General features: G+C 61.4%; 14 protein-coding genes and 1 other RNA gene. 11 read left to right on the top strand and 4 right to left on the bottom strand.

The window, feature by feature from the left end:
• Positions 1–6: 6 nt before the first annotated feature.
• The 3 genes from xdhC to xdhA all read right to left on the bottom strand — a co-directional run bounded on the left by xdhC (position 7) and on the right by xdhA (position 4,831).
• Positions 7–849 carry a xanthine dehydrogenase accessory protein XdhC gene (gene xdhC / locus AC1RDQ_RS20365; protein ID WP_492587978.1) on the bottom strand — a complete coding sequence of 281 codons (843 nt, stop codon included), beginning with the start codon at positions 847–849 and terminating at the stop codon, positions 7–9.
• Positions 850–984: 135 nt separating this feature from the next.
• On the bottom strand, positions 985–3,384 hold the full coding sequence (xdhB, locus tag AC1RDQ_RS20360; RefSeq protein ID WP_150812382.1) for a xanthine dehydrogenase molybdopterin binding subunit: 2,400 nt from the start codon (positions 3,382–3,384) through the stop codon (positions 985–987).
• A complete protein-coding gene (gene xdhA, locus AC1RDQ_RS20355; protein ID WP_150812383.1) occupies positions 3,377–4,831 on the bottom strand; it encodes a xanthine dehydrogenase small subunit in 1,455 nt (484 codons plus the stop codon). Before xdhA ends, xdhB begins: the two co-directional genes overlap by 8 nt.
• Before the next feature lie 277 nt (positions 4,832–5,108).
• Here xdhA and AC1RDQ_RS20350 point away from each other — a divergent pair, with 277 nt between their 5' ends.
• From AC1RDQ_RS20350 to ffs, 6 genes are all read left to right on the top strand, one after another.
• A complete protein-coding gene (locus AC1RDQ_RS20350) occupies positions 5,109–5,768 on the top strand; it encodes a GntR family transcriptional regulator (RefSeq protein WP_057715686.1) in 660 nt (219 codons plus the stop codon).
• Between the two features lie 2 nt (positions 5,769–5,770).
• Positions 5,771–9,259, top strand: coding sequence for a chromosome segregation protein SMC (gene smc, locus AC1RDQ_RS20345; RefSeq protein WP_154946549.1), 3,489 nt, complete (start codon positions 5,771–5,773; stop codon positions 9,257–9,259).
• A 257-nt stretch (positions 9,260–9,516) separates the two neighbouring features.
• Entirely contained in the window at positions 9,517–10,371 is an 855-nt protein-coding gene (gene zipA, locus AC1RDQ_RS20340) for a cell division protein ZipA (RefSeq protein WP_008050196.1), read from the top strand.
• Positions 10,372–10,462: 91 nt separating this feature from the next.
• Entirely contained in the window at positions 10,463–12,820 is a 2,358-nt protein-coding gene (ligA, locus tag AC1RDQ_RS20335) for an NAD-dependent DNA ligase LigA (protein ID WP_492587977.1), read from the top strand.
• A gap of 211 nt (positions 12,821–13,031) precedes the next feature.
• Positions 13,032–14,198 carry a zinc-binding metallopeptidase family protein gene (locus AC1RDQ_RS20330; RefSeq protein ID WP_492587976.1) on the top strand — a complete coding sequence of 389 codons (1,167 nt, stop codon included), beginning with the start codon at positions 13,032–13,034 and terminating at the stop codon, positions 14,196–14,198.
• 111 nt (positions 14,199–14,309) lie between these two features.
• An RNA gene (gene ffs, locus AC1RDQ_RS20325) (signal recognition particle sRNA small type) lies at positions 14,310–14,406 on the top strand.
• A gap of 60 nt (positions 14,407–14,466) precedes the next feature.
• On the opposite strand, the gene AC1RDQ_RS20320 is transcribed toward ffs, so the two are convergent.
• Positions 14,467–15,264: a substrate-binding periplasmic protein gene (locus tag AC1RDQ_RS20320; RefSeq protein WP_492587975.1), complete on the bottom strand. Its 798-nt coding sequence runs from the start codon at positions 15,262–15,264 to the stop codon at positions 14,467–14,469.
• A gap of 123 nt (positions 15,265–15,387) precedes the next feature.
• Between AC1RDQ_RS20320 and dnaX the strand changes: the two genes are divergently transcribed.
• The 5 genes from dnaX to AC1RDQ_RS20295 all read left to right on the top strand — a co-directional run bounded on the left by dnaX (position 15,388) and on the right by AC1RDQ_RS20295 (position 21,224).
• Complete coding sequence (gene dnaX, locus AC1RDQ_RS20315; protein WP_223616154.1) at positions 15,388–17,475, top strand: DNA polymerase III subunit gamma/tau; 2,088 nt, start codon at positions 15,388–15,390, stop codon at positions 17,473–17,475.
• 67 nt (positions 17,476–17,542) lie between these two features.
• The gene (locus tag AC1RDQ_RS20310; RefSeq protein WP_007971455.1) at positions 17,543–17,881 is read left to right on the top strand and encodes a YbaB/EbfC family nucleoid-associated protein; all 339 of its coding nucleotides are present in this window, start codon (positions 17,543–17,545) and stop codon (positions 17,879–17,881) included.
• Positions 17,882–18,156: 275 nt separating this feature from the next.
• On the top strand, positions 18,157–19,188 hold the full coding sequence (gene curA, locus AC1RDQ_RS20305) for an NADPH-dependent curcumin/dihydrocurcumin reductase (RefSeq protein ID WP_492587974.1): 1,032 nt from the start codon (positions 18,157–18,159) through the stop codon (positions 19,186–19,188).
• A gap of 79 nt (positions 19,189–19,267) precedes the next feature.
• Positions 19,268–19,870: a recombination mediator RecR gene (gene recR / locus AC1RDQ_RS20300; RefSeq protein ID WP_057396224.1), complete on the top strand. Its 603-nt coding sequence runs from the start codon at positions 19,268–19,270 to the stop codon at positions 19,868–19,870.
• Between the two features lie 205 nt (positions 19,871–20,075).
• Positions 20,076–21,224 carry an acyl-CoA dehydrogenase family protein gene (locus AC1RDQ_RS20295; RefSeq protein WP_492587972.1) on the top strand — a complete coding sequence of 383 codons (1,149 nt, stop codon included), beginning with the start codon at positions 20,076–20,078 and terminating at the stop codon, positions 21,222–21,224.
• Positions 21,225–21,258 lie beyond the last annotated feature (34 nt).

Below are 21,258 nucleotides of genomic sequence, written 5' to 3'. Positions count from 1 at the left end.
GAATTCTCAGTTGGAGGCTTGGCTGCGGCGTGAGGCAGGCAGCAGTTTGGCAATCGATCCGGCGCTGGAGGTTTGCTGGCCGAAGTTCGCGTTATAGGTGGCGATGATTTCGCCGGCGATGGAGATGGCGATTTCCACAGGCAGCTTGCCTTTGACTTCGCCGATGCCCATCGGGCAGCGCATGCGTTGCACGACGCTGTTGTCGAAACCGCGGTCGCGCAGGCGATGTTCGAACTTCACCCGTTTGGTCTTCGAACCGATCAGGCCGAAGTAGGCGAAGTCGTTGCGCTTGAGGATCGCAGCGGTCAGTTCGAGGTCGAGTTGATGGTTGTGGGTCATCACGATGTAGTAGCTGCCGGCCGGCAGATCATCGATTTCATCCACCGGTTCTTCGCTGACGATCTTGCGCACGCCATGGGGGATCTGCTCGGGGAATTCATCTTCCCGCGAATCGATCCAGCGCACCCGGCAGGGCAGGCTGGCCAGCAGTGGCACCAGCGCGCGGCTGACGTGGCCGGCACCGAACACGGCGATCTGCGCCTGAACCTGGCCCATCGGTTCGAACAGCAATACGGTCGCGCCACCGCAGCACTGGCCGAGGCTGGCGCCGAGGCTGAAGCGCTCCAGATGGGTGTCCTGCTTGCCGCTGGCGAGCATCTCGCGAGCGATCTTCATGGCCTTGTATTCCAGGTGCCCGCCACCGATGGTGTCGAAGCTCTGGTTCGCGCTGATGACCATCTTCGAGCCAGCGTTGCGCGGCGTCGAGCCGAGCTCTTCGATGATGGTAACCAGCACGCAGGGCTCACCCTGGTTTTGCAGGTCGGCGAGGGCGTCGATCCAGTTGTACATGTTCACCTCGACATCTGTGTGTCTGTTAGTCCGCCATCGCGAGCAAGCTCGCTCCCACATTGGATTTGCACAGGTCCATCAGTCAGCACATAACCCTGTGGGAGCGAGCTTGCTCGCGATAGCCGCACCTCGGTCCTAGAGCGAAGCCAACTCGGTCTCAGCCTCGACAGCCTTCGCCGCCTTCAACTGGCGCATCTGCTCACAGCCCCACAACACTCGCTCCGGCGTCGCCGGGGCGTCGATTTTCGGTTGATGCCGGTAATCGCCCAGGCTCGCCACGGCGTCCTTGATCGCACACCACGAGGCGATGCCGAGCATGAACGGCGGCTCGCCCACAGCCTTGGAATGGAACACCGTGTCTTCGGGGTTCTTGCGGTTTTCCACCAGCTTCACCCGCAGGTCCAGCGGCATGTCCGCCACGGCCGGGATCTTGTAGCTGGCCGGGCCGTTGGTCATCAGCTTGCCCTTGTTGTTCCACACCAGCTCTTCCATGGTCAGCCAGCCCATGCCCTGGATGAAACCGCCCTCGACCTGACCGATGTCGATGGCCGGGTTCAGCGAGGCGCCGACGTCGTGGAGGATGTCGGTGCGCAGCATCTTGTATTCGCCGGTCAGGGTGTCGACCAGCACTTCGCAGCAGGCCGCGCCAAAGGCGAAGTAGTAGAACGGACGGCCGCGAGCCTGGCTGCGGTCGTAGTAGATTTTCGGGGTCTTGTAGAAGCCGGTGCTCGACAGCGACACCTGGGCGAAATACGCCTGCTGGATCAGCGCTTCGAAGGTCAGGATGTGATCGCGAACCCGCACGTGGCCGTTGTGGAATTCCACGTCCTCTTCGCTGACCTTGTACTGGCGAGCCGCGAATTCCACCAGGCGTTGCTTGATGGTTTCGGCGGCGTTCTGCGCGGCCTTGCCGTTCAGGTCGGCGCCACTGGACGCGGCGGTCGGCGAGGTGTTCGGTACTTTGTCGGTGTTGGTCGCGGTGATCTGCACGCGATCCATTTCCACCTGGAACACTTCGGCCACGACTTGCGCGACCTTGGTGTTCAGGCCCTGGCCCATTTCGGTGCCACCGTGGTTCAGGTGGATGCTGCCGTCGGTGTAGACGTGCACCAGGGCACCGGCCTGGTTGAGGAAGCTGGCGGTGAAGGAAATACCGAATTTCACCGGGGTCAGCGCCAGGCCCTTTTTCAGGATCGGGCTGTTGGCGTTGTAGCGACGGATCGCTTCGCGGCGCTCGGCGTATTGGCTGCTTTCTTCCAGTTCCGCGGTCATTTCCTCGAGCATGTTGTGCTCGACGGTCTGGTAGTAGTGGGTGACGTTGCGCTCGGTCTTGCCGTAGTAGTTGGCCTTGCGCACCGCCAGCGGGTCGAGGGCCAGATGACGGGCGATGGCGTCCATCACTTCTTCGATGGCGACCATGCCTTGCGGGCCACCGAAGCCACGGTAAGCGGTGTTCGAGGCGGTGTTGGTCTTGCAGCGGTGACCGTTGATGGTCGCATCGCCCAGGTAGTATGAGTTGTCCGAGTGGAACATCGCGCGGTCGACGATCGACGCCGACAGGTCAGGGGAACAACCGCAGTTGCCGGCCAGTTCCAGGTTGATGCCGTGCAGGCGCCCGGTGCTGTCGAAGCCCACGTCGTACTCGACATAGAACGGGTGACGCTTGCCGGTCATCAGCATGTCTTCGACCCGTGGCAGACGCATTTTGGTCGGCTGGCCGGTGAGATGCGCGATCACCGCGCACAGGCATGCAGGGCTGGCCGCCTGGGTTTCCTTGCCGCCGAAACCACCGCCCATGCGGCGCATGTCGACAACGATTTTGTTCATCGACACGTCCAGCACTTCGGCCACCAGCTTCTGCACTTCGGTGGGGTTTTGCGTGGAGCAGTAGACGATCATGCCGCCGTCTTCGGTCGGCATCACCGAAGAGATCTGGGTTTCCAGATAGAAGTGTTCCTGGCCACCAATGTGCAGCGTGCCCTGGATGCGATGTTCGGCAGTGGCCAGCGCCGTGGCCGAATCGCCGCGTTTGTGGGTGTGGCTGTCGAGTACGAAATGGCGCTTGCGCAGCGCTTCGACCACGTCCAGCACAGGCTCCAGGTCTTCGTATTCGATGATTGCGGCCATCGCCGCCTTGCGCGCGGTTTCCAGGTCTTTCGCCGCCACGGCGATCACCGGTTGACCGACGAATTGCACGGTATCGATCGCCAGCAGGGGATCGCCCGGCAGCAACGGACCGATGTCCTTCAGGCCCGGCACGTCTTCGTGGGTGATGGCGATGCGCACGCCTTCAAAGGCGTAGCAGGGCGAAGTGTCGATGCTGATGATCCGGGCGTGGGCACGGTCCGACATGCGCGCATAAACGTGCAACTGGTTCGGAAACTCCAGGCGGTCGTCGATGTACTGCGCTTCACCGGCCACATGCTTGGCGGCGCTGTCGTGCTTGACGCTGCGGCCGACACCGGTGGTCAGGTCCTTGGCGAACAGTTCAGCCAATTCGGCTTGGGTCTTCTCTACGGCGTGATGATTAGACATAAGCGGTCACCCGAGTCTCGATGTGCGGTGTTTGCAGTTCGATGAAGTATTTGCGCAGTAGGTTCTGTGCGCTGAGCAGGCGATACTCCTTGCTGGCGCGGAAGTCCGAGAGCGGTGTGAAGTCTTCGCCCAGGGCAGCGCAGGCGCGTTCGACAGTGGCGTTGTTGAATGGCGAACCGAGCAACGCGGCTTCGCAGGCTGCGGCGCGTTTCGGGATGGCGGCCATGCCGCCGAAGGCAACGCGGGCTTCAGCGACGACGCCGTTTTCCAGGCGAATGTTGAAGGCGGCGCAGACTGCCGAGATGTCATCGTCCAGGCGCTTGGAAACCTTATAGGCACGGAACAGTTTTTCGACGCTGGCGCGGGGCACGATGATCTTCTCGATGAACTCGCTTTCCTGGCGCGCAGTGACACGGTAATCGATGAAGTAATCTTCCAGCGCCAGGGTACGGCGGGTTTCGCCTTTGCACAGCACGATTTGCGCGCCGAGGGCGATCAGCAGGGGCGGCGAGTCACCAATCGGCGAGGCGTTGCCGATGTTGCCGCCCAGGGTGCCCTGGTTGCGGATCTGCAAGGACGCGAAGCGGTGCAGCAATTCACCGAAGTCCGGGTACTCGGCGTTCAAGGCCTCGTAGCAATCGGACAGGGACGTGGCGGCGCCGATTTCCAGGCGATCGTCAAAGCGGTCGATGCGCTTCATCTCGGCGACGTTGCCGACGTAGATCATCACCGGCAGGGTGCGGTGGAACTGCGTGACTTCCAGCGCCAGGTCAGTACCACCGGCCAGCAGGCGGGCCTGTGGATAAGCGTCGTAGAGGTCGGCCAGGTCGGCCACGGTCAGCGGCACCAGGCAGCGCTTGTCGCCGCTGTTGAGTTCGCCGATATCGGTCGGGGCAATGGCTTTCAGGCGTGCGATGGTGTCGGCCTCGCGGGCGTCGAACTGGTCCGGTTGCTTGGCGCAGCAGGACTGCTCGGCGGCTTCCAGGATCGGCCGGTAGCCGGTGCAACGGCAGAGGTTGCCGGCCAGTGCTTCGTGGGCCTTGGCATGATCCGGTGCATCGCTGTTCTTTTGCAGGGCAAACAGCGACATCACAAAGCCTGGGGTGCAGAAGCCGCATTGCGAGCCGTGGCACTCGACCATGGCTTTCTGCACGCTGTGCAGTTCACCTTTGTGCTTGAGGTCCTCGACGCTGATCAGTTGCTTGCCGTGCAGGGACGACACGAAGGTCAGGCACGAGTTGAGGCTGCGATAGCGAATGTGTTCGCGGCCGTCGTCATCGGTCTGCAATTCGCCGACCACCACGGTGCAGGCGCCGCAGTCACCGCTGGCGCAGCCTTCTTTGGTGCCGGGTTTGCCCACATGGTCGCGCAGATAATTGAGCACGGTCAGGTTCGGGTCCAGGGCGTGCTCGCTACGGAGTTCCTGGTTTAGTAAAAACTGGATCACGGAAGGCCTCGCAGACTCATTATTGTTGTTAACCGATAGGAACTGAATTTAGCAGGTCTGACTTTTCGGTCAATGATTTTCTGACTTAAAGGTCAGGAAATTGCAATTTGTCGATTAACCACCTGTTCCTTAATTATTGTCGCTGGTTCGATAGCCTGCTTTTTTGCTTGAATTTGCTTGAATCGTGCCAAAAACCTCCGGGCGGGCACTCCGCCCTGACGAAGCAATTGCGCTACACTGCGCCGCTTGTACAGATCAAAGAGTTTGAAGGACAACCATGACGTTCAAGGCGCCGGACAGCCTCGCCGAGCAAATCGCTCACCACCTCGCTGAACGCATCATTCGCGGTGAAATGAAGCCCGGAGAGCGCATCCAGGAACAGAAGGTCACGCTGGCCCTCAACGTCAGCCGCGGTTCGGTCCGCGAGGCCTTGCTGATCCTCGAGCGTCGGCACCTGATCGCGATCCTGCCGCGACGTGGCGCCCACGTCACCGAGCTCACACCGCACAAGGTGCAGAGCCTGTGCACGCTGATGAGCGAACTCTATATCCTGCTCGGTAACTCCGTGGCCAGCGGCTGGAAAACCCAGGCCGACATGGCGCCGTTCGTGCAGATCCAGCAACGCCTGACTGCCAGCTACGAGCGTCAGGACATCCGCACTTTCGTCGACGACAGCTTCAATGTGATGCGCGCCGCGTACCCGTTCGCCAACAACCCGTACTTGCAGGAGACAGTCGAGAATCTGCAGCCGGCCATGAGCCGTGCCTATTTTCTCGCGCTGGAGCAGCGCAAAGCGTCGATGAGCGAATTCCTCGAGCTGTTCGAACGCTTGCTCGCTGCCGTGCTGGCCCGTGACTTTGTGCAGATTCGCGAAGTGCTGACGGCTTACGCCCAGCGCAGTTGCGATCTGGTGATCTCTGCCCTGACGGACGCCTGAGGGTGCGGCTCAAGTGCATCAAGCTGGCGGGGTTCAAATCCTTCGTCGACCCGACCACGGTGAACTTCCCCAGTAACATGGCGGCGGTGGTCGGGCCCAATGGCTGCGGCAAATCGAACATCATCGACGCCGTGCGCTGGGTGATGGGCGAGAGTTCGGCGAAGAACCTGCGCGGCGAATCGATGACCGACGTCATCTTCAACGGCTCCACCAGCCGCAAGCCGGTGAGCCAGGCGAGCATCGAACTGGTGTTCGACAACTCCGACGGCACCTTGCTCGGGGAGTACGCCGCTTATGCGGAAATCTCCATTCGCCGCAAAGTGACCCGCGACAGCCAGACTACCTATTACCTCAACGGCACCAAATGCCGGCGCCGCGACATCACCGACATCTTCCTCGGCACCGGCCTTGGCCCGCGCAGCTATTCGATCATTGAGCAGGGGATGATCTCCAAGCTGATCGAGTCCAAGCCCGAAGACTTGCGCAACTTCATCGAAGAAGCCGCGGGTATCTCCAAGTACAAGGAGCGCCGGCGCGAGACGGAAAACCGCATCCGCCGTACCCACGAGAACCTTGAGCGCCTGACCGACCTGCGCGAAGAGCTTGAGCGTCAGCTCGAACGCTTGCACCGCCAGGCCGAGGCCGCCAAGAAGTATCAGGAATTCAAGGGCGAGGAGCGTCAGCTCAAGGCCCAGCTGTCGGCCCTGCGCTGGCAGGCGCTGAACGATCAGGTCGGCCAGCGTGAAGCGATCATCGGCAACCAGGAAGTTTCTTTCGAAGCCTTGGTGGCCGAACAGCGCAATGCCGACGCAAGCATCGAGCGCCTGCGTGACGGGCACCACGACCTGTCGGAGCGCTTCAACCTGGTGCAGGGGCGCTTCTACTCGGTCGGCGGCGACATTGCCCGGGTCGAGCAGAGCATCCAGCACGGTCAGCAGCGTTTGCGCCAGTTGCAGGATGACCTGAAAGAGGCCGAGCGCGCACGCCTGGAAACCGAATCGCACCTGGGCCACGACCGCACGCTGCTGCTGACCCTCGGCGAAGAGCTGGACATGCTCACCCCGGAGCAGGAAGTCACCAGCGCCGCCGCCGAAGAGGCCGCTGCCGCGCTGGAAGAATCCGAAACCACCATGCACGGCTGGCAAGAGCAGTGGGATACGTTCAACCTCACCGCCGCCGAGCCGCGCCGTCAGGCCGAAGTGCAGCAATCGCGGATCCAGCAGCTGGAAACCAGCCTGGAGCGCCTGGCCGATCGCCAGAAGCGTCTTGGCGAAGAACGCGCCTTGCTCTCGGCGGACCCGGAAGACGCGGCGATCATGGCGCTCAGCGAGCAGCTCGCCGAATCCGAAGCGACGCTCGAGGATTTGCAGACCAGCGAAGAAGCCCAGGTCGAAAAGCTTGAGCAGTTGCGTCAGGAACTGCAGCAAGCGCTGACCGCGCAGCAGCAGGCGCAAGGCGATTTGCAGCGCCTCAACGGTCGACTGGCTTCACTCGAAGCTTTGCAGCAAGCCGCGCTCGACCCGGGCACCGGTACCGCCGAATGGCTGCGCGAACAGAATCTTGCGAATCGCCCGCGCCTGGCAGAAGGCCTGAAGGTTGAGGCCGGTTGGGAACTGGCGGTGGAAACCGTGCTGGGCGCCGACCTGCAAGCGGTGCTGGTGGACGACTTCAACGATTTCGATCTGTCCGGGTTTGCCCAGGGCGACTTGCGCTTGCTCAGCCCGTCCAGCGATGGCGTACGGGTGCCGGGCAGCCTGCTGGACAAGGTCGAGGCGCAGCTCGATCTGTCGCCATGGCTGGGGCAGGTCAAGCCGGTGGACAGCCTCGAACAGGCCTTGGCCTTGCGCAGTCAATTGGCTGCCGGGCAGAGCCTGATCAGCCGCGACGGTTACTGGGTCGGTCGGCATTTTCTGCGGGTGCGTCGGGCCAGTGAAGCGGAAAGCGGCGTGCTCGCCCGGGGTCAGGAAATCCAGCAACTGGGCCTGGAGCGCGAAGAACGCGAAGCCGCTGTCGAAACCCTGGAAACCCGACTGCAGAATCTCAGGGCACAGCAGCGTCAGCAGGAGAACGGTCGCGAACATCTGCGCCGTTTGCTGCAGGACGAAGCACGTCAGCAAGGTGAGTTGAAGGCTCAATTGTCCGCCGGTAAAGCCAAGGCCGAACAATTGACCCTGCGCCGTACCCGCCTCGACGAAGAGCTCATCGAACTCGATGAGCAGCGAGCTCTGGAACACGAAAACATCGGCGAAGCGCGCCTGCAATTGCAGGAAGCCCTCGACAGCATGGCGCAGGACACCGAGCAGCGTGAGTTGCTGCTGGCCCAGCGCGACAGCCTGCGTGAGCGTCTGGACCGGGTGCGTCAGGAAGCGCGGCAGCACAAGGATCACGCTCATCAGCTGGCGGTGCGTCTGGGCTCGCTCAAGGCGCAGCATGATTCGACGCGCCAGGCGCTGGAGCGTCTGGAGATGCAGTCCGAGCGGCTGACCGAAAAACGCGAGCAACTGAGCCTCAATCTGGAGGAGGGCGAAGCGCCACTGGAAGAGCTGCGCCTGAAACTCGAGGAGTTGCTCGACAAGCGCATGACCGTCGACGAAGAGCTCAAGACCGCGCAGATCGCCCTCGAAGATGCCGACCGCGAACTGCGCGACGCCGAGAAGCGCCGCAGCCAGGCCGAACAGCAATCCCAGTTGATTCGCAGCCAGCTCGAAACCCAGCGCATGGAATGGCAAGCCCTGACCGTACGCCGCAAGACTTTGCAGGACCAATTGCTGGAAGACGGCTACGATCTCCACGGCGTACTCGCGACCCTGACGGCCGAGGCCAGCGAGAAGGAAGCCGAGGAAGAACTCGAGCGCATCGCCGCCAGGATCCAGCGTCTGGGCGCGATCAACCTGGCGGCCATCGATGAGTACCAGCAACAATCGGAGCGTAAGCGTTATCTGGATGCGCAGAACGACGATCTGGTGGAAGCCCTTGAAACCCTTGAGAACGTGATTCGCAAGATCGACAAGGAAACCCGCAACCGTTTCAAGGATACCTTTGATCAGATCAATGGCGGTTTACAGGCACTTTTCCCAAAAGTTTTCGGTGGAGGCCGCGCGTATTTGGAACTGACGGGCGAAGATCTACTCGATACAGGGGTAACAATCATGGCGCAGCCGCCAGGAAAGAAGAACAGCACCATCCATTTGCTCTCCGGCGGCGAAAAGGCCCTGACCGCATTGGCTCTGGTTTTTGCGATCTTCAAGTTGAACCCGGCGCCGTTCTGCATGCTCGATGAGGTTGACGCGCCACTGGATGACGCTAACGTTGGACGCTACGCGCGATTGGTAAAAGAGATGTCACAGACAGTGCAGTTCATCTATATCACCCACAACAAGATCGCCATGGAAATGGCCGAACAACTGATGGGTGTGACGATGCACGAACCCGGTTGTTCACGTCTGGTGGCGGTGGATGTCGAGGAGGCGATGGCGATGGTGGATGCCTGAGTCGTGGTTGTAGGAAGAGTGTTTGCGGTTTGTAGGACTCTTTTCCTGGCTTCGACTTGCTGGCCAATCGACATATTCGCGCTAGCCAACGTGGTAGACGGTGTAAAGTTGCCTTTGGTCGTGCTAGTTTAATGTCAATTTTTCGTATACGTGGGCAAAACGCCTGTCAGAACATAGAGTTGGCGCCACGTTTTAAAGCGGTTTGCAGGTTGTAAACCCCTTATTTTTCAGCATTTTTTATAGAGGCACGGGATTACATGGAAATCGGTCTGCGCGAGTGGCTGATCGTCATCGGCATTATTGTCATTGCCGGTATTCTTTTCGATGGCTGGCGCCGTATGCGCGGCGGCAAGGGAAAACTGAAGTTCCGTCTTGATCGAAGTCTGTCCAACCTGCCGGACGAGGACAGCAGCGCCGAGCTGCTGGGCCCGCCGCGCGTGCTGGACGCACATAAAGAGCCGCAACTGGACGAGCAGGATCTGCCGTCGGTGAGCATGCCGGCCCGGGAGCCTCGCGAGTCGGGCTCCAAACGCGGCAAGCGTGGCCACAGCGAGCCTTCCCAGGGCGACATGAACCTCAGCCTGGATCTGGACGGCGGCCCGAGCTTCAGCAGCCGCGACGACGATTTCCCGGACGACACCAAGTCCGCGCCAGCGGTCAACGACAAGGATCAGCCGCAAGCTGAAGAAGTGCTGGTGATCAGCGTGATCTGCCGCGACGCTGCCGGCTTCAAGGGCCCGGCGCTGTTGCAGAACATTCTGGAGAGCGGTTTGCGTTTCGGCGAGATGGATATTTTCCATCGCCACGAAAGCATGGCCGGCAACGGTGAAGTGCTGTTCTCCATGGCCAACGCCGTCAAGCCTGGCGTATTCGACCTGGACGACATCGACCACTTCAGCACCCCGGCGGTGAGTTTCTTCCTGGGCCTGCCAGGTCCTCGCCATCCGAAGCAAGCCTTCGACGTGATGGTGGCAGCGGCGCGTAAACTGTCCCAGGAGCTCAACGGTGAGCTCAAGGACGACCAGCGCAGCGTGCTGACCGCCCAGACGATCGAGCACTACCGTCAGCGCATTGTCGAGTTCGAACGCCGCGCCCTGACCCAGAAACGTTGATTGAAATGGTTATTCCCGCGCGGTGCGCGGGATGATCGGCAAAACAGATTGAGCAGCCTCGGCTGCTCTTTTGCTTTATGAGAGAACACCCATGACCGCCGCCAAGAACCGTATTTTAGAGCTGCGCGCTGAGCTGGATCAGCACAACTATCGTTACCACGTGCTCGACGAACCGAGCATTCCGGACGCCGAATACGACCGCTTGTTCAGCGAGCTCAAGGCTCTGGAAGCGGCCAATCCCGAACTGATCACCAGCGACTCGCCAACCCAGCGAGTGGGCAGCGCGGCGCTGTCGGCGTTTACCCAGGTGCGTCACGAAGTGCCGATGCTCAGTCTCGGCAACGCCTTCGAAGAAACCGACATGCGTGAGTTCGACCGCCGGGTGACCGAAGGCCTGGACCTGCCGGCGGGCGACCTGTTCGGTGGCGGCGCAACCGTTGAATACAGCTGTGAGCCCAAGCTTGATGGGCTGGCCGTCAGCCTGCTGTATCAGGATGGCGTGCTGGTGCGCGGCGCGACCCGCGGCGATGGCACCACCGGCGAAGACATCAGCGTCAACGTGCGCACCGTACGCAACATTCCGCTCAAGCTGCACGGCACCGGCTGGCCGGCGACCTTGGAGGTGCGCGGCGAAGTGTTCATGTCCAAGGCCGGTTTCGAGCGGCTCAACGCCACGCAACTGGAAGTCGGCGGCAAGACCTTCGCCAACCCGCGCAACGCGGCGGCGGGCAGTTTGCGCCAGCTGGACTCGAAGATCACCGCCAATCGCCCGCTGGAGTTCTGCTGCTACGGCATCGGCCAGGTGTCGGCGGACATCGCCGATACGCACATCGGCAATTTGCAGCAACTCCAGGCCTGGGGCATGCCAATCAGTCATGAGTTGAAGCTGGCGCACGGCATCGCCGAGTGCCTGGATTACTACCGCGACATCGGCGAGCGTCGCAACGCGCTGCCGTATGAAATCGACGGCGTGGTGTTCAAGGTCAACAGCATTGCCTCCCAACGCGAACTGGGTTTCCGCGCCCGCGAACCGCGCTGGGCCATCGCCCACAAATTCCCGGCGATGGAAGAGCTCACCGAGCTGCTCGATGTGGAATTCCAGGTCGGCCGCACCGGGGCGGTGACGCCGGTGGCGCGTCTGAAACCGGTCAAGGTCGCGGGCGTCACGGTGGCCAACGCCACCTTGCACAACATGGACGAAGTCGCGCGCCTGGGCCTGATGATCGGCGACACGGTGATCATCCGCCGTGCCGGTGACGTGATTCCGCAAGTGGTGCAAGTGGTCATGGAGCGTCGTCCGGAAAACGCCCGGCCAGTACAGATTCCCGAGCAATGTCCGGTGTGCGGTTCCCATGTCGAGCGCACGCAACTGATCAAGCGCAGCAAGGGTCGCGAAACGGTCAGCGAAGGCGCGGTGTATCGCTGCGTCGGCCGGCTGGCCTGTGGCGCGCAGCTCAAACAGGCCATCATTCACTTCGTTTCCCGTCGCGCCATGGACATCGAAGGCCTGGGTGAGAAGAGTGTCGAGCAACTGGTCGACGAAGGCCTGGTGAGCTCGCCTGCGGATCTGTACGCCTTGACCTTCGAGCAGATCGTCGATCTGGAAGGTTTTGCCGAACTGTCGAGCAAGAACCTGCTCGGCGCCATCGAAGACAGCAAGAGGCCGGGGCTGGCGCGGTTCATCTACGCCCTGGGGATTCCTGATGTCGGCGAGGAGACAGCCAAGGTCCTGGCCCGCTCCCTGGGTTCGCTGGAGCGGGTGCAACAGGCCTTGCCGCAGGTGCTGACGTACTTGCCGGATGTTGGCCTGGAAGTCGCGCACGAGATCCACAGTTTCTTCGAGGATGAGCATAACCAGCAGGTGATCGCTGATTTGCTCAGGCATGGCCTGCAGATTCAGGATCAGGGCGAGTTGGGTGCCGAGTTTACGGCGAGCACCACGCTGGGCGGTTTCCTCGACAAACTGCATATCCCCTTGGTAGGGCCGGGCGGGGCGCAGAAACTGGCGGACAAATTCGGCTCGCTGCAGGCTGTGATCGGTGCTGACTGGCTGGATATGCGCCAGGCGTTGCCGGAAAAACAGGCCAATTCGGTGCGCGAGTTCTTCGCGGTCGAGGCCAATCGCCAATTGGCCGAAGCGGCGGAGAAGCAACTGGCCGATTTCGGCATGCACTGGCAGAGCGAGAAGAAGGTCGTCGAAGGCTTGCCGCTGGCCGGGCAGACCTGGGTGCTGACCGGTTCGCTGGAGCTGATGAGCCGCGATATCGCCAAGGACAAACTCGAAAGCCTCGGCGCCAAGGTCGCCGGCTCGGTATCGGCCAAGACCCATTGCGTGGTGGCAGGGCCGGGTGCCGGTTCGAAGTTGACCAAGGCCAATGAGCTGGGCTTGAAAGTGCTGGATGAAGAGGCACTTATCAAAACGTTGCGCGAGTATGGCAAGACCGATTAAAGGCGCGATTTAAATGTGGGAGCGAGCTTGCTCGCGATGAGGGCGTTACTGCCGACATTAATATTGGCTGATCTGCCGCCATCGCGAGCAAGCTCGCTCCCACAGGTGTTGCGCTCGACTTGCTATCAGGTGCAAGCATTCCATTCGCACCATGGGAGCAATCATTTCTTGGAAATGATCTAGTCTTGGCAAGCCCCAGGGAGAGATCGCCATGTACCCTTTCTTCGAGCAACTCAGCTCGCGCATCGCCGCGCCGTTCATGGGCGAAAGCTCGCGCAACAGCAAGGTCTGGTCCTGTCGTTGCGGGCAGTCGCTGTTCTTTCGCAACAGCCAGTGCCTGGCCTGTTCAGCGGCGTTGGGTTATCAGCCGGAGCAGAGTCGCTTGTCTGCGCTGCAACCGGGTGTGCAGGCAGGCACCTGGCGGCTGGATGCCGATCCCGGGGCGGGCCTGTTTCGAAGCTGCGCCAATCTCGACTCCCCGGCGGCCTGTAATTGGTTGCTGCCTGCCAATGACCGTGACGTCTTGTGCATTGCCTGCAGCCTCAATCGCACCATTCCTGACCTATCGATAGCCGACAACCACGAGCGCTGGCGCAAGGTGGAAACCGCCAAGCGGCGTCTGGTGGCGCAACTGCTCAGCCTGGGGTTACAGGTGATTCCCAAAACCGTCGATGAAGACACGGGCCTTGCCTTCGATTTCATCGGCGTGGACCTCGAAGGCAAACCGCCCACTACCGGGCACGCCAATGGCCTGGTCACCCTCGATATCAAGGAAGCCGACGATGCGCACCGCGAGCAGGTGCGAGTGCAAATGCACGAACCCTATCGCACGCTGCTCGGGCATTTTCGTCACGAAGTCGGGCACTACTACTGGGATCGATTGATCGCCAATGACCAGTGGCTTGAGCCTTTTCGCGGATTGTTCGGCGATGAGCGCGCCAGCTATGCCGAAGCCCTCGAGCGGCATTATCAGCAGGGCGCACCGCTCGACTGGCAGCAGCACTACGTCAGCGCCTACGCCACCATGCACCCGTGGGAAGACTGGGCGGAAACGTGGGCGCATTACCTGCACATGATGGATGCGGTGGACACCGCGCTGGGGTTTGGCATGAGTGCCCGGGAAATGGACTTCGACTATCAGCCGTTTCCACCTCAAACCCTTTACGATCCGCAGCATCCCGGCGGCGCGGCGTTCCTGTCGTTCGTCAATGCCTGGATCGAACTGGCGGGCATGCTCAACGAATTGTCACGCAGCATGGGGCAGCCGGATTTCTATCCGTTCGTCCTGCCGCCAGCGGTCATTGCCAAGCTGCACTTTATTCATCTGGTGATTCAGCAGGAGGGCGGCAGGGCGGACGAGGTGCTTGAGGCGCAATAGCAAGTGCTTGAAGCCCCTCATGTTTTTAATCCGAAACCAACGGTTGTAACTTCGCCTCAGATAGGTACAATGGCGCGGCTCGCCGACAGGTGAGCGTCGTTATGGTGACCCTATCGGTCCCCCCGCAACGATCAGCCGTGAACCCGGTCAGGCCTGGAAGGGAGCAGCCGCAGCGGTGACATTGTGTGCCGGGGTGTGGCTGGTAGGGTTACCACCTTAACGCCACGCGAGTGTTCTCTCGCGTTATCCTTCTGAAATCAGACTTTCGCTAGCTGCCAGGATTTTCTCCGGGGCGGTTTTTTGCCGTTTGCGGTTTATCCACAGCCGCAGGCTCGCCACCGATATACAGCCGAACAACCTCATCGATCTCCCCGGACATCTTCATCCGCGCCAGGGTGCGCAGGATGCTCTGCACCGGAATCTTCGGGTCGTTGCGGACGTAGCAACCGATTTGGTTTTCCTGCAGCACTGCCACGCCTTGCAGTTGCTGCTCCGGCAGCAGGCGGTGATTGAACCAGTCCAGGCTCCATTGATTGCTGACGGCATAGCGATTGCGGCCGGCCAGGAGCTTTTCCAGCACTTGTTCCTGATTGCGTGCGTCGTCGCGCTGCAGTTGGCCGGTGTCGAACAGCGGCTGCAGGGTCGGGTAGCTGTAACCGAGCACGGTGCCAATGGGCTGTTCCGGCAAGTCGGCGGGGTTGACTGCGCCGGGCGGCGCATGCCGGTTGATCAACAAGTCAGGTTGAATGAAGAGCGGGATGCTCCAGAGATAATCGCCAGGCTGATCGGGCAGCCACGATTGCGCGGCATAACAGCGGACATCGACCTCGCCTTGCTCCATGGCGTTTTCCACCCGCCCGCGGGGCAATACATGGAATTCGGCCGGCACGCCGACCTGAGTCGCGAGGCTGAGCATCACGTCATACAGGATGCCCTGGGTCGGCTTGCCCCGTTCAAGCTGCACCATGGGCATGGTCCAGCTGTCGGATATCACGAAGCGCAGCGGTGCTTGCGCAGCCACGCCGTCCAGGCTGATCAACAGCAATGCCCCCAAGGCCAGCCGCATAAACACTCCGTTAAAAGCCCCCGATGTGCAGCTTAGCCACAATACACGAGCGCACCGGATGCAATTTGTCCCTTGCTCCGCTAGCATTAGCCGCTTCTGCTTCCTTCGCTGCGACGGTTTTCGATGAGTTATCAGGTTCTTGCACGTAAATGGCGTCCGCGCTCGTTCCGCGAAATGGTCGGCCAGACCCATGTGCTCAAGGCTCTGATCAATGCCTTGGACAGCCAGCGGCTGCACCACGCCTACCTCTTTACCGGTACCCGTGGGGTCGGCAAGACCACCATCGCGCGGATCATTGCCAAATGCCTTAACTGCGAGACAGGTATCACTTCGACCCCCTGTGGCGAATGCTCGGTGTGTCGCGAAATCGACGAAGGCCGCTTTGTCGACCTGATCGAGATCGACGCCGCGAGCCGCACCAAGGTCGAAGATACCCGCGAATTGCTCGACAACGTGCAGTACGCCCCGAGCCGCGGGCGCTTCAAGGTCTACCTGATCGACGAAGTGCACATGCTTTCCAGCCATTCCTTCAACGCACTGCTCAAAACCCTCGAAGAGCCGCCACCCTACGTCAAGTTCATCCTGGCGACCACTGACCCGCAGAAACTTCCTGCAACGATTCTGTCGCGGTGCCTGCAATTCTCCCTGAAGAACATGACGCCGGAACGCGTTGTCGAGCACCTGACCCACGTACTGGGTGTCGAGAACGTGCCGTTCGAAGACGATGCGCTGTGGCTGCTGGGCCGTGCCGCCGACGGGTCGATGCGTGATGCCATGAGCCTGACCGACCAGGCGATTGCCTTCGGTGAAGGCAAGGTCATGGCCGCCGACGTGCGGGCGATGCTCGGGACCCTCGATCACGGGCAGGTCTACGACGTCCTGCATGCCCTGATCGAAGGCGATGCCAAGGCGTTGCTCGAAGCCGTCCGCCATCTGGCCGAACAAGGCCCGGACTGGAACGGCGTGCTTTCGGAAATTCTCAATGTGCTGCACCGCGTTGCCATCGCCCAGGCCTTGCCGGAAGGTGTCGATAACGGTCACGGCGACCGTGATCGCGTGCTGGCACTGGCCCAGGCGTTGCCGGCCGAAGACGTGCAGTTCTACTACCAGATGGGCCTGATCGGGCGCCGCGACCTGCCGCTGGCGCCGGATCCCCGGGGCGGTTTTGAAATGGTGTTGCTGCGGATGCTGGCGTTCCGGCCCGCAGACACCGCGGATGCCCCGAGGCAACCGTTAAAGCCAGTGGGGATCAGCCAGGCCACAGTTGATTCCGCAAACTCAGTGGCTGCCGCGCCGGTTGTTGCGCCGGTAGTCGCTGCGGCCGTTGCACCGATAGCGGCTGCGCCAGTGGCAGCTCCAGCTCCAGCGCCTGCACCGGAACCGGTTGCGCCGGTCGTTGTGCCAGAACCTGCGCCTGTGCCTGTGGTTGAAGCGGTCGTGGTCGAAGAGGTTGTCGACCTGCCGTGGAATGACCCGGTCGAGCCAGCGCCCGTCCAGCAACCGGCGGCAGAGCCGGTGCTGGAAACCGCCAGCGAACAACCCGAATTACCGCCAATGCCGTTGCCGACGCCGGACAGCGTGGTGCCGGACGCCCCGGAGTGGGCCGCCGCGCCGATCCCGGAACCTTCGGTGGCCGACGTCGATGCCGCGACGCCGGGCATGGACCTGGATGACGAGCCGCCGCTGGACGAGGATTACATCGAGCCGGACATGGATTCGGCCTACAGTTACCTCGACGAACTGGCCAGCGAGCATGCCGCCGACCCGGCTCCGGAGCCCGAGCCTGAGCCCGCGGCGATGCCGGCCACTGGTCTGGCCCTGCAATGGCTGGAGCTGTTCCCGAAATTGCCGATCTCCGGTATGACCGGCAGTATCGCCGCCAACTGCACGCTGATCGCGGTCGATGGCGACAATTGGCTGATGCACCTGGACCCGGCCCACAGTGCCTTGTTCAACGCCACTCAACAGCGTCGCCTCAACGATGCGCTGAACCAGTATCACCAGCGCACGCTGACCCTGAGCATCGAGCTGATCAAGCCCGAGCAGGAAACCCCGGCACAAGCGGCTTCGCGCCGCCGCGCCAACCGTCAGCGCGAGGCGGAGGAATCGATCCACGGTGATCCGTTCATCCAGCAAATGATGCAGCAGTTCGGTGCAGTGGTCCGTAACGATACTATTGAACCTGTCGACGCCCTGGTCACTCAGGGCTAATAACTGAAGGCACCTGGCCGCATGGGCCGGGCGCTGTTTTAATCCAAGTACTTTTGAGGTGATTACCATGATGAAAGGTGGCATGGCCGGCCTGATGAAGCAGGCGCAGCAGATGCAGGAAAAAATGGCCAAGATGCAGGAAGAACTGGCCAACGCCGAAGTCACCGGTAAGGCCGGTGGCGATATGGTCACCGTGGTGATGACCGGTCGTCATGACGTCAAGAGCGTGACCATCGACCCAAGCCTGGTCGAAGGCATGAGCGAAGACGACAAGGAAATGCTGGAAGCGGTCATCGCATCCGCGGTCAACGATGCCGTGCGCAAGATCGAAGCCAACAGCCAGGACAAAATGGGCAGCATGACTGCCGGCATGCAACTGCCGCCGGGCATGAAACTGCCATTCTGATTCGCCTTCAGGCGGCAGATGAGTTACAAAAATGCCAGGCATAGCGCCTGGCATTTTTGTTTTCGGCATTGGAGATGTAGTGTCTGGAATGCCGTCATCGCGAGCAAGCTCGCTCCCACAGGGGGGGCATTCCAAATGTGGGAGCGGCGGTGCGGCGATCCGACTTGCTCGCGATGAAGTCGCCTCGGTCTTGCTGAATAAACATCGAACGCCCTACCGCCACAAAGGTCTGCTCCCTACATCACAGAACCTCATTGATCACAGGAGACGCTGCCATGTCCGACCCCCTGACCCTCAATCAACGCATTGTCCTGGCTTCTCGCCCGGTGGGCGCGCCAACGCCGGAAAACTTCCGTATGGAGCGGGTGGCGCTACCGGACCTGGCTGACGGTCAGGTGCTGCTCAAGACCGTTTTCCTGTCGCTGGATCCCTACATGCGCGGACGCATGAGTGACGCACCTTCCTACGCCGCACCGGTGGAAATCGGCGAAGTCATGACCGGGGGCGCTGTCAGCCGGGTCGAGCGCTCGCTCAATCCGAAGTTTCAGGAAGGTGACCTGGTGGTCGGTGCCACCGGTTGGCAAAGCCACAGCATCAATGACGGTCGCAGCATCATTCCGATTCCCGCGCTGCCAAGCCCTTCGATGGCCCTCGGGGTGCTGGGGATGCCGGGCATGACCGCGTACATGGGTCTGATGGACATCGGTCAGCCGAAGGCCGGCGAAACCCTGGTGGTTGCAGCGGCGTCCGGGGCGGTGGGCTCGGTGGTCGGCCAGGTGGCGAAGATCAAGGGGTTGCGCGTGGTCGGTGTGGCAGGCGGTGCGGAAAAGTGCCGTTATGTGGTCGACGAGTTGGGCTTCGACGCCTGCATCGACCACAAGAGCCCGGACTTTGCCGACGAACTGGCGCAAGCCTGTCCCAAGGGCATCGACATCTATTATGAAAACGTCGGCGGCAAGGTATTCGAAGCCGTGGTGCCATTGCTCAATCCCAAGGCACGGATTCCGCTGTGTGGCTTGATCGCGTCCTATAACGCCCATGAGGCGCCGAGCGGCCCGGATCGCCTGCCACTGTTGCAGCGCACCCTGTTGACCAAGCGGGTGCGCATCCAGGGCTTCATCGTGTTCGATGATTATGGTGATCGCCAGCCGGAATTCCTCAGTGCCATGGCGCCCTGGGTACGCGATGGCAAGGTGAAGTTCCGCGAAGACGTGGTCGATGGCCTGGAACAGGCGCCTGATGCGTTTATCGGCCTGCTGGAAGGGCGTAACTTCGGTAAATTGGTGGTTCGGGTTTCCCGGGACTGAGTAATTCACGCTGCAATTTGACGCTCAACCGAGGCGCGGGTATAAACCGCGTCTCGTTGTTTTGTCGGACTTTTCCACCATGAGCTTCAGCCCTTTGATTCGCCAACTGATCGACGCCCTGCGAATTCTGCCAGGCGTGGGTCAGAAAACCGCCCAGCGCATGGCGTTGCAGTTGCTCGAGCGTGACCGCAGCGGCGGCTCGCGCCTGGCGCTGGCCCTGAGCCAGGCCATGGAAGGGGTCGGTCACTGCCGCTTGTGCCGTACGCTGACGGAAGATGATCTGTGCCCGCAATGCGCCGATACCCGTCGCGACGACACCTTGCTCTGCGTGGTGGAAGGGCCGATGGACGTCTATGCGGTGGAGCAGACCGGTTTTCGCGGGCGCTATTTCGTGCTCAAGGGCCATCTGTCGCCGCTCGACGGCTTGGGGCCGGAAGCCATCGGCATTCCGCAGTTGATGGCACGGATCGAAGAGGCCGGCACCTTCACCGAAGTCATCCTGGCCACCAACCCGACCGTGGAAGGTGAAGCCACGGCGCACTACATCGCCCAATTGCTCAGCAGCAAAGGCCTGATCGCCTCGCGCATCGCCCATGGCGTACCGCTGGGTGGCGAGCTGGAGCTGGTGGATGGCGGGACGCTGGCGCATTCGTTTGCCGGACGTAAGCCGATCACCCTGTAATTTGTGTTGTTCGGGCTGACGCCATCGTCGGATCGCCGCCCGGAGCAAGCTCGCTCCCACATTGGTTTTGTGTGCACCGCAGAACCCCTGTGGGAGCGAGCTTGCTCGCGATGCAGGCGGCGCGGTCCGTCTGAATGACACAATCCTGTTGAAAACCAAGCAAGCGCTCGGTTAACTTCACTGACCCCTTCAGTGGAGCTCGCCGATGTCTGCCTTTCAGGAATACTTCGACCCCAGCCACCAATTGGTCCGCGACAGCGTCAGACGTTTCGTCGAACGCGAGATTCTTCCTGACGTCTCGCAGTGGGAAGAAGCCGAAAGCTTTCCTCGCGAGCTCTACCTCAAGGCCGGCGCGGCGGGGATTCTCGGCATCGGGTATCCGGAGGCCTACGGAGGCAGTCACGAAGGGGATCTGTTCGCCAAGGTTGCCGCCAGTGAAGAGTTGATGCGTTGTGGCTCAGGCGGGTTGGTTGCCGGCCTGGGGTCGCTGGATATCGGCTTGCCGCCCATCCTCAAGTGGGCCCGACCCGAAGTGCGGGATCGAGTGCTGCCCCAGGTGCTGTCGGGAGAGAAGATCAGCGCCCTGGCCATCACCGAGCCCGGCGGCGGTTCCGACGTCGCCAACCTGCAAACCCGTGCCGTGCGCGACGGTGACTTTTACCGGGTCAGTGGCAGCAAGACCTTTATCACCAGCGGCGTGCGCGCGGATTTCTATACCGTCGCAGTGCGAACGGGCGAACCGGGTTTCGGTGGCATCAGCCTGTTACTGATCGAGAAGGGCACACCGGGTTTCACCGTGGGACGGCAGCTGAAGAAAATGGGCTGGTGGGCGTCAGACACCGCTGAACTGTTCTTCGATGATTGCCCAGTGCCCGCAGGAAACCTGATCGGCGCCGAGAACATGGGCTTTGCCTGCATCATGGGCAACTTCCAGAGCGAGCGCCTGGCCCTGGCATTGATGGCCAACATGACCGCACAGCTGGCGCTGGAAGAGAGCCTGAAATGGGCACGTGAGCGCGAAGCCTTTGGCAAACCGATCGGCAAGTTTCAGGTGATCAAGCATCGCCTCGCCGAGATGGCGACCGCGCTGGAGGTGTCCCGGGAGTTCACATACCGCCAGGCCGCGAAAATGGCGGCGGGGCAGAGCGTGATCAAGGAGATTTCCATGGCCAAGAATTTTGCGACGGATACTGCGGACCGGATCGTGACCGATGCGGTGCAGATACTTGGAGGGCTGGGTTACATGCGCGAGAGCCTGGTGGAGCGGCTGTACCGCGATAACCGCATCCTGTCGATTGGCGGCGGGACGCGGGAAGTGATGAACGAGATCATCAGCAAGCAGATGGGGCTTTGAACCGATCTTGAATTTAGTGGTGTTGCCGCTGACG

It is taken from the genome of Pseudomonas sp. GW823-FHT02E01, from assembly GCF_058797535.1.
Note: the sequence above shows the minus strand (reverse complement) of the source record. Positions and strands in the feature narration are given on the sequence as shown.